The following is a 9,138-nucleotide window of genomic DNA, read 5'->3' on the forward strand; positions in this document are numbered from 1 at the left end:
TTATCTCCGCTCGACTTGCATGTGTTAGGCACGCCGCCAGCGTTCGTCCTGAGCCAGGATCAAACTCTCAAATTATTATTTGAAAAATTTAATTAGCTCATTAAAATTGCTGACTTTTTTTCTAGTTCTTGTTTCCAAAAACCAGGTTGTAAAGTTCGCAAGTTACTCAATTTTTAGAATCCATTGGATTCTGGAATTTTAAAGAGTCCTTACAATGTATATCTACGATATACATATACATTTGCATGTATTTGTCACTGTTTACTTTTCAAAGTCCATTTCTCAAAGTGTTATATACTTCGTATTACTGTGTCAGACTTCGTACTACTCGTATCTACCACTTTGAAATTAATCTTAGATACCGCATTACTGCGTCAGATTTCATATTCTGCACTGCTCGCATCTATCATCTTGATTCCTTTAAAGCGTTCTTACATCTGCTTTTCAAGGATTTCCGCTGCTTGCTTGCCGCAATCAGCTTTATTATAATATCACGCCTTCAAGCCTTTGTCAACACCTGATTTTCAAGTAATTATTTCCACACTTTATTTCTTATGTTGACCCGCTGCGAGGACTTTCCATCACCTCACCGGCGACAGCTCACATAGTATAACACCGCTTTTGGTATTAATTCAACCTTCGTAGGACTCCCGTACCGATGAAAATCTTCAATTAAATCAATTTTAGGCCCTCATTCTCAAAATCAATGCGGTATACTCGAAAAAGGTCTTGTTTTCAACCATTCCATGTAAGTTTTTATTATCTCAGGTTAAATGGACAGTAAAATCATTATGGAGATACCCCTTTACTATGGATACCTGCCAGATATCACTATACTTTGAACTCAGAATGTCCTGAACCTCTTCGGGTGAAAAATAAAAATACTTCACATCCTTATCCGCGGACTTATCCCACAATAAGTTGAACGATATTGCTTCCCTGGCCAGGTTTTGAAATATATCCACCGCATCCATTAAAAATTCCTGATTGTTTCCTAAATTCAGATTGAAAATACCTGATGAAAATACAACATCAAAGGTTTTATAACCATAAGGGTTGCTCTTAAATAGATCCATACATACAAACCTGCCGTTCAGTTTCTTCTCACCGGCTCTTTGAATCATGTGAGGGAGGACATCAATGCCGGTATAATTAAAGTCTTTGAACTGCCGGGAGATGTATTCCAGCAAATTACCCGTTCCGCAGCCCACATCCAGAATTGTTTTACCATTCAGGTCAATATTGCCGACCAGCTGCTTAAAGCGAAGCTCTTGCGCAGCTTCGCTTTCCCACCCCAATATGTAATAATCCGGGTATCCTTCAATATTATTATCTTCATAATACTTTTTTATCTTCTCCATATGACTCATATATTAACCTCCTAAGCCATTCTATGGCTTTGAGCCGCAATAGCGGCCACAAAACTATAATGAAATCTCTTCACTCCTCATTCGCTATACGGTGAATAAAGTATGATTGGACAGATTTATCTTCTATTATACCACCGTTTGTATAATTAAATTTCAGGTAACAATTTTATTCAATAATTCAACAGTAATATTAATATTATTCTTATTAGTTTTAATATAAGGCCTATATGCCTGCTGTCTTAAATGTTTGTTTTTCTGTTTCTGCGGATTATCTCATTTATAGAACAGAATTTGTCAACCAGACATACCAATATGGATTCCAGATAAACCGGAGGAACAGGCGTCAGCGGAAACATGTGCCTCAATATAATATTTTTCTCAACTTCGCTTAGTTCAAATTCGGTCTGGGCATTTTGCAAAGCCAGTTTAGGATGGTAAAATCCGTGTAATGGCCGCGATGGATCATCCACATGCCAGTCATACAAAAAATAGTCATGCAGCAGCGCTCCCTGTATCAATGCTCTGTGATTTACAGGCAGTTTAAGTTTTAGTGCAAGCTGCAGACTATAATATGCTACTGATATACTATGCTCATAAAGCGATGTGGTCCCGTGCTGGATATATTTTTTTGATTCACGCAGCCTTGATTTTGCACATATTTCATCAACAAATTTATGAAATTCCTTTAATTCATAAAACTCACATATTCTTTTATTTCCAGCCAAGCAATGTTCTCCTCTTGATCCTTTACTGCGGTATCCTTAAATCCTTACCTGTTAACTACATTCACAGGCTTTCCTTCCATGTAAGCCTTTATATTACTGATCAGAACATCCATCAACCTGGTTCTGGCTTCAAAGGGAGCCCATCCAAAGTGGGGTGTTATGATGCAGTTTTTGGCACCAAGGAGCGGATTATCTGCCAATATTGGTTCGACTGATACCACGTCTACTGCTGCGCCTGCCAGTTTTCCGCTGTTTAAGGCATCTGCAAGGTCCTGCTCCACTATTACAGGACCACGGGAGGTGTTTATCAAATAAGCACCCGGCAGCATTTTAGAAATACTGTCTTTATTTATCAGTCCCTTTGTCTCTTCTGTTAATGGACAGTGAAGGCTGATAAAATCAGACTGTTCAAGCAGCTCATCGAAATTTATAAATTTTATTTTATCCGTTTCCAATTCCTTCTTAACAGTTCTGCTGAAGATTTTTACATTCATTCCAAAGGCCACTGCCAGTCTGGCGACCGCCTGCCCGATTACTCCATAGCCTATCAGCCCAAGTGTTTTTCCGGCAAGCTCTATTAACGGATAATTCCAGAAAGTAAAGTCCTTGCTTGAGGTCCATGCACCTTCCTGAACCGCCCTGTTATGTTCCCCTACATGATGACACAGCTCAAGTATGAATGCTAATACCAGCTGTGCTACCGATTCGGTGCTGTATGCAGGAACATTGGTAACAATTATACCAAGTTCACGGGCGGCAGCCGTATCCACAACATTATAACCGGTGGCCATGACTCCTATGTATTTTACAGTCGGGGCTTTTTCAAGTATTTCTCTTGTCAGGATTACCTTATTGGTTAATACAATTTCCGCATCGCATATTCTATCTAGGATTGCTTCCTTGGGAGTTCTATCATAAAGCTTAAGTTCTCCGAGCTTCTCCATTTCAGACCAGGACAAATCTCCCGGATTCATTGCGTATCCATCAAGAATTACTATTTTCACTGTACCTACCACCTTTTCTTATATGATTTAATTTTAATTTTAATATTTATTTCTTTTCTATTTTAGTATTTTATTAAGCCTTAATAGCACTTTTATATTTTATTCTATTAAAAATGGAATCTCCTTATTAATTCACTCTTTATTGATTTATCCCCAAAAATTATTGTTCCCAGCAAAACGGTAAATGAAGTACCGGTAGCTATAATAGTTGGAAGCGGAACTTCTATTAACCCGCAAAGATACAAAATTCCCGGTATCAGACCGAATACTGCTATGATAACCTGGTTTAATATATATGTTTGCCAATACATACGGTTTATTATAACCAATATCAGAACTGAGATATTTGCCAGTATAATTATTTCTGGAATTACATGATTTACGGACCAGCCTGAATAACCTATGAAATAATCCATTATGACTGTCAGGATAGATGCACATAGAACTTGAACCAATATTTTTGATGCTATGTTTGTACTTCTTTTTATGGAGTAAGTCATTATTATCCAGAAGTATATTATAGCTGCAACGGAAATTGCAGACCACACCACTCCGCTATAGGTTACATAGTTGGTGACGACCGTAGCCAAGCCTGATATTATTGACAGAAATACAAATAAGCGTTTAACTATATTATATTTATGCTGGTTGACTTCGATAGCGGGATATGTCCGGCCCGGAACCTCACCTCCAATATCGGTGAGGACGGTTCTGCACAAGGGACATATTGTTATATTTTCATATACCTTTACATTACACCGCTTACATTTTTTCATAGCCCACTCCATTGCTCTCAATAATAACTTCTATCCCCTGTTCTGTAAGGTGCCTGAAAAATGCCCTTTGCAGATATGTTTCCTTCAAGATTGAAGCGAAGGAAATTACCAGTTTATCCCCGTAGGAGCATACCCCACATTTTATAGGTTCAGACTTGGATACGCTGAGCAGTACCTCGAATCTATCTATATACTCTTTAAATTCCTCAAGCACTTCTACCTTTCCTATATTAGATATTACAGAGGAATTATTTTTTTCTGATCCCATATACGCTATTTTTACCCCCACATTCTTAACAGGTAAAGGTGCGACTCGTATCAGTATATTTCTTTCGGTTGACACATTGTCAGAAATCAAGTGTGATAAGTTTTCCTTGGTCAATTGGCTCATAAATTGTCCCCTGGTTATCTCCAGCATTTCTTCAAAAGTATATTCATTTTTTTCTATTGTAATCCCGACATTTATATAGGAAAAGAAATTCATTTCGGTTGTTGAGTTGAAAAAATGTCTCAGATTGACCGGTATATTAACCTTTATAGGTTTTTTATGAGGCTGTTCATTCATATATTCCTTATATATACACCAAATAATCAGCGCAGCAATATACTGGGTCAGACTGACCTTATACCGTCTGCAAAAGTCTACCATAACATTTGCAGATACCAATCCATGGATAACATTCATTGTTAATATGGGAAGCTTTTCCCCTTTTAATTTAAATGCACTCCTGGCCTTTACCTTTTTATAGGATAACTTTCTGTAATTTTTACGGTAGCTGTCTTCAATATCCGAAACAACGTCAACAACAGGCATTTCCAAAATCTCTTCCGACAGTTGCTCCCTGTATGTCAGTTTTATATAGTTATAAGTCAGGGCTTTAAGAAACTTAAGTGCTCCTGTTCCGTCTGTTATGGCGTGAAACACCTCAAGATTTATTCTTTTGTCAAAATAAGTTACTTTAAAAAGAAACTGATTGTTTGTATTTGGATCTATATAAGCGCATGGATAAGTCTGTTCCTTTTCCACTACCGGCTGCTTTTTATTACTCTCAAAATAATGCCAGAATACTCCCCGTTTTAGTTTGACATTGAAGGATGAAAACCAGGGCAAAGTCTCATTCAGAGCTTCCTGAAGTATCTCTTCAGATATTTCATGCATTAGTCTTACTGATATTCTATAAACGCTGCTGTAAGTTTTACTTGCTATAACAGGAAATACATTGGCGGTATTATCAAGTTTTCTCCAGCCGTTTTCTGTTCCCTGCTTGTTTTTCATAATATTCCTCTTTCTTTTGTAACTGCTTAATTATACTTTTTGAAAGACCTTGTTCTTATGCAATTTTAATTTTACCATAATTATATGTCAAGGTAGAAATTTTTAAGCACTTAACTATGCCAGTCCGGTAAACTACTTATTTGTGCGGCTTGTTGCACAGCAATCAAAAAAGGCTGCAAAACATTTTATCTTTTTGCAGCCGGATTACATGATTTATATATTTTCAAGCTACAGCTGGGCGGCAGAAGTGTGAGCTATATGTGCCCAGTTCTTATTTTTCCTGGAAAAGTACCCCTGAATCATAATGGGAACCCAGGTGAAATTAAAAATCGGAAGTACCACCAGGCCCATTATCAGGTTTTTACTGCCCTTGTTCTCATTCACAAGAACCGTTACTGAAAAAACATTCTGTACCACAAAGGTAATTATAGACATTGCTGCAAAAAGCAATAAAGCTTTTAAATTTGTGTCATCTATCTGTAGTATAATTGTTTTCATTGCCTGAAATGCCATCAAGAAACTGCCCATTACATATAAAAACGGATAGAACAGCATGACCACCGTATCAAAGGACTGCAGGCTCCTGTCTCTGAGCAGCTTGCCAAATACCCGTCTGCCATACAGAAAGACACAGCTGAAATGGCCCTGCATCCACCTGGTGCGCTGTCTCCAGGACTGGGACAACGTAACCGGCTGCTCGTCAAATATAACCGCATCATGGGCCCAGCCTATTTTAACGTCATTCAGACAGAGCTGAAAATAGAACTCCACATCTTCAGTCAGGGTTTCTATTTCCCATCCAATTTTCCTGAGTGTGTCAACACTCACTGCATATCCGCTGCCCGTCAGTGTACAATTCATTCCAAGGTACTGCCTGGGCAGCTGGCACAGCCTGTTGGCCAGCCAATAGGTTATGGAATAGGAGGAGGTGATCCACGAATCCCAGGGGTTTTTCATATCTCTATAGCCCTGTACCACCTGATAACCCTTTTGCATCTTTTTATCGATCTGCAGCAGGAAGTCTTTCGATACCAGATTATCGGCATCGAGTATGCATACGGCATCAAATTCAAAATCAGAACCGAATAATTTATCAAACATCCATTTTAAGGCATGGCCTTTTCCTTTATTAGATGTGTCCTGCCTTTCAAACACTACTGCTCCGCAGGCTCTTGCAATATTGGCCGTATCATCGGTGCAGTTATCTGCTATTACAAACACCCCGTATTTTTCTTCCGGGTAATCCATGGCTTTTATGCTTCTGATGGTATTGCCAATAACAGACTGTTCATTGTGTGCGGCAACAATAATTGCGTAATTTTTATCCGGGTGGGATACTTCATGCTTCTCCGGCCTCTTTCTCCAGCCGAATACAGATACGATAAAAAAATATGCCAAAACCGTCAGTATAATAGTGATGGCCGCTATAAAAAAAGTGTTTGCGCTGAAGTCAATGTATTTTATAAATTCCATACCGGCTGCCCCCTGTGTTAATATATTTTTGTACTTTTAAAGCAGATTTGAGATAAATTGTATTGCTGCTGTGGTAAAGGTTGCCAGAGCCATTCCTGCCAGAACATCCGAAGGATAGTGCACTCCCAGATACAATCTGGTTATCCCGACAATAAATGCCACCGGAAAACCTACAAAAGCAAGAAGTGGTGCGTTAAAAGCCAGTGTAGTCGCAATTGCAAAAACTGCCGTTGTGTGTCCTGACGGAAAGGAGTAATAGTCAATTGCCACATTAAAGGTGTTCAGGTTTGGTAATACATCTATGGGTCTTAATCTGCATATCCTGTTTTTCAGGAGATGCACAATTAAGTGGCTTACAGCCAGGGATACCAGCGCTTTTAAACCTATCCCTCTCGTTTCCCCTTTTCCAATGAGGATAATCAGAAGACAGCTGGAAATTGTAAACAAGGCACTTCCCAATTGTGTAAGCAGAGGCATAAGCCGATCCAGCAACCTGCACTTTATTGATTTGTTAAAAAGCAAAAGCGTATTTAAATCGGTTGTATAAAGAAGTCCTTTAATCTCACTCATGGCAGCCTCCATAACTATCTCTACAAGCATAATAACAGATTAATCTTAAATACAAATTATGAATTCTTTAATTATTTCTTAACAAATTAATTTAATTTGTAATATACTCGTCCGGAATGTTAATTTTGTTATAATATAATTGGAATGTAATAAATATATAACCAGTATATACTCATATACTCAATAAACCAAATAAATCATACAGGAGATCCTTATGGAAAATAATTTTTTAAAATTGGCCCAAAGCAGGAGAAGCATACGAAAGTTTTCAGATAAACCGGTCCCAAGGGAGGCAGTGGAATATTTTATCTCCTGCGCCGCACATGCTCCCAGCGGCTGTGACAGCCAATGCTGGTATTTTGTAGCAGTGGATGACAGGGATTTGATAAATAAATTAGCCGACGGTGCGGCAGAGTCTGCACGGAATTTTTATGGCGAAGGCTATTCCGAAGCAACTCCCGAATTTCTCAACTCCAGGGAAAAAGCCGTCAGCTTTTTCAGGAATGCCCCTCTTGTTATTTTTGTTTTCATGGACAAAACAAAATTCTATGATGAAAAAGCTGTCCGGGCTTTTTTTGAAAAGGGTTATGATTACCGCGGGATGGTTGATAAACTTGGGTATTATGACGTCCTTTCAATAGGTGCGGCAATCCAGAATCTACTGCTGGCAGTGGCCGAGAAAGGCTATGGTGCCTGCTGGATGAACGACCCCGTCATCGCAGAGGACAAAATAAAGGAAATTCTTGGGGTACGGGAGGATTTAAAACTTTTAAGTGTGATTCCCGTTGGAGAACCCAGCTATTTCCCAAGGCAAAAAAAGCTGAAGGATCAGAGCAGTATCCTGGAGTTCAAATAATATAAAAACTTTAAACTCCAGTGTGCTCCTCTAAAGCCCGGAGCTTAACTGTTTATAAGCCAGTTCTCGGCATCTTCGCGAGTGGCAAACACTCTAAAGGCATTTCCCTTATTGGTCTCCAGCACCATCTCCCGGAACCTTCCTGTGTTTGCTACCTTTGCGGGTATTATGGCCGCCACCCTGATGCCGTAATTAATAAACTTTTGCAGCATTTTCCCGGCAACACCGGTCTTAAGATTAAAAAACTCCTCCGACAGCACTTCTCCATGAAGCATTTGCTGCCGTATCTCATTTTCCCAGCTCAGGGAAATGAGATCAAGTGCGTCCTGCTCATTATTCAGAGGATTATCAGCCGACATTACCTCAATATATTTTTTTGTTCCTTTTTCAATTATTTTATAATCCATTCAATTCACTCCTCAAATAATCCTTTTTTATAAAGCTGCTGCCGCAAATTTTCAATCCAATTCAGTTCGTTTTTATATGAGGAAATTATATTCTCCGAAATCATATCCCATAAAATCACTTCTCTTGAGCTTCGTGAGGGATACTCCCTGCCGCGTCTGTTATTTTCCTCATGAATCAGCAATTGTATTTTAACTTCATTCTCATAATTTGCTAAAACCGCCAACAACTCTTCCTCTGTGAGTAAATCGGCCCAGGAAAGCTGAACTAAAAAGGTTTTTCTGAACTCGGGAGCATCCGATGCCGCTAGAACCCATTGCTTCAGTTCATTCAGCCCTTTCCCGGTTATTGAATAAATTTTCTTTGTGGGCGCTTTGTCCTGATGCTGAATTTCATTAGTTACCAGGCCTTCCTCCAGCAGCTGTACCAAAGCCTTATAGATCTGGTTATTATTCCCCGACCAATACATTGCAGCCGAATTCTCAAAAAATTTTTTTAAATCGTACCCTGTTGTCGGCTTCCAGCTTAATGCTCCTAAAATTGCATGTTTTATTGACATTCTTGACACTCCCTATCTCATTAACATATGTTAATAGTAACATATGTTATATTATACACGCATATAATAAAAATTCAATACCCCATGCAAATAAAAATAATGGTAAATAAGGATATATACAAAA

10 protein-coding genes and 1 rRNA gene are annotated in these 9,138 nt (G+C 38.7%); 1 reads left to right on the forward strand and 10 read right to left on the reverse strand.

Going from position 1 to position 9,138, the window contains the following annotated elements:
• The 8 genes from CTER_RS22110 to CTER_RS22145 all read right to left on the reverse strand — a co-directional run.
• Window positions 1-75 (reverse strand): 16S ribosomal RNA (locus CTER_RS22110); the annotation flags it as partial.
• Between the two features lie 689 nt (window positions 76-764).
• Entirely contained in the window at window positions 765-1,370 is a 606-nt protein-coding gene (locus CTER_RS22115) for a class I SAM-dependent methyltransferase (protein WP_004629542.1), read from the reverse strand.
• A gap of 239 nt (window positions 1,371-1,609) precedes the next feature.
• The gene (locus CTER_RS22120) at window positions 1,610-2,095 is read right to left on the reverse strand and encodes an HD domain-containing protein (protein ID WP_004629547.1); all 486 of its coding nucleotides are present in this window, start codon (window positions 2,093-2,095) and stop codon (window positions 1,610-1,612) included.
• Between the two features lie 44 nt (window positions 2,096-2,139).
• Window positions 2,140-3,099 (reverse strand): D-2-hydroxyacid dehydrogenase, encoded by a 960-nt coding sequence (locus CTER_RS22125; protein ID WP_004629550.1) that lies wholly within the window; start codon window positions 3,097-3,099, stop codon window positions 2,140-2,142.
• Window positions 3,100-3,206: 107 nt separating this feature from the next.
• Window positions 3,207-3,875 (reverse strand): DUF6320 domain-containing protein, encoded by a 669-nt coding sequence (locus tag CTER_RS22130; protein WP_004629537.1) that lies wholly within the window; start codon window positions 3,873-3,875, stop codon window positions 3,207-3,209.
• Window positions 3,862-5,151, reverse strand: a complete 1,290-nt coding sequence (locus tag CTER_RS22135; RefSeq protein ID WP_004629540.1) for a hypothetical protein — start codon at window positions 5,149-5,151, stop codon at window positions 3,862-3,864. The genes CTER_RS22130 and CTER_RS22135 overlap by 14 nt, the downstream gene beginning before the upstream one ends.
• Window positions 5,152-5,379: 228 nt before the next feature.
• Complete coding sequence (locus CTER_RS22140) at window positions 5,380-6,624, reverse strand: glycosyltransferase family 2 protein (protein ID WP_004629536.1); 1,245 nt, start codon at window positions 6,622-6,624, stop codon at window positions 5,380-5,382.
• Between the two features lie 36 nt (window positions 6,625-6,660).
• Entirely contained in the window at window positions 6,661-7,194 is a 534-nt protein-coding gene (locus CTER_RS22145; protein ID WP_004629554.1) for a phosphatase PAP2 family protein, read from the reverse strand.
• A gap of 214 nt (window positions 7,195-7,408) precedes the next feature.
• Between CTER_RS22145 and CTER_RS22150 the strand changes: the two genes are divergently transcribed.
• On the forward strand, window positions 7,409-8,050 hold the full coding sequence (locus CTER_RS22150; RefSeq protein ID WP_004629551.1) for a nitroreductase family protein: 642 nt from the start codon (window positions 7,409-7,411) through the stop codon (window positions 8,048-8,050).
• Between the two features lie 44 nt (window positions 8,051-8,094).
• Here the strand turns inward: CTER_RS22150 and CTER_RS28440 are convergent, their stop codons facing one another.
• Window positions 8,095-8,457 carry a DUF4180 domain-containing protein gene (locus CTER_RS28440; protein ID WP_004629546.1) on the reverse strand — a complete coding sequence of 121 codons (363 nt, stop codon included), beginning with the start codon at window positions 8,455-8,457 and terminating at the stop codon, window positions 8,095-8,097.
• A 5-nt stretch (window positions 8,458-8,462) separates the two neighbouring features.
• Complete coding sequence (locus CTER_RS28445) at window positions 8,463-9,014, reverse strand: PadR family transcriptional regulator (RefSeq protein WP_004629544.1); 552 nt, start codon at window positions 9,012-9,014, stop codon at window positions 8,463-8,465.
• Between the last annotated feature and the right edge of the window lie 124 nt (window positions 9,015-9,138).

Source organism: Ruminiclostridium cellobioparum subsp. termitidis CT1112, from assembly GCF_000350485.1.
Taxonomy (GTDB): domain Bacteria; phylum Bacillota; class Clostridia; order Acetivibrionales; family DSM-1351; genus Ruminiclostridium; species Ruminiclostridium termitidis.

Excerpts from the sequence above, each read along its gene's own strand:
- CTER_RS22115 (WP_004629542.1), bottom strand. The coding sequence starts at position 1,370 with ATGAGTCATATGGAGAAGATAAAAAAGTATTATGAAGATAATAATATT.
- CTER_RS22130 (WP_004629537.1), bottom strand. The coding sequence starts at position 3,875 with ATGAAAAAATGTAAGCGGTGTAATGTAAAGGTATATGAAAATATAACA.
- CTER_RS22135 (WP_004629540.1), bottom strand. The coding sequence starts at position 5,151 with ATGAAAAACAAGCAGGGAACAGAAAACGGCTGGAGAAAACTTGATAAT.
- CTER_RS22140 (WP_004629536.1), bottom strand. The coding sequence starts at position 6,624 with ATGGAATTTATAAAATACATTGACTTCAGCGCAAACACTTTTTTTATA.
- CTER_RS22145 (WP_004629554.1), bottom strand. The coding sequence starts at position 7,194 with ATGAGTGAGATTAAAGGACTTCTTTATACAACCGATTTAAATACGCTT.
- CTER_RS22150 (WP_004629551.1), top strand. The coding sequence starts at position 7,409 with ATGGAAAATAATTTTTTAAAATTGGCCCAAAGCAGGAGAAGCATACGA.
- CTER_RS28440 (WP_004629546.1), bottom strand. The coding sequence starts at position 8,457 with ATGGATTATAAAATAATTGAAAAAGGAACAAAAAAATATATTGAGGTA.
- CTER_RS28445 (WP_004629544.1), bottom strand. The coding sequence starts at position 9,014 with ATGTCAATAAAACATGCAATTTTAGGAGCATTAAGCTGGAAGCCGACA.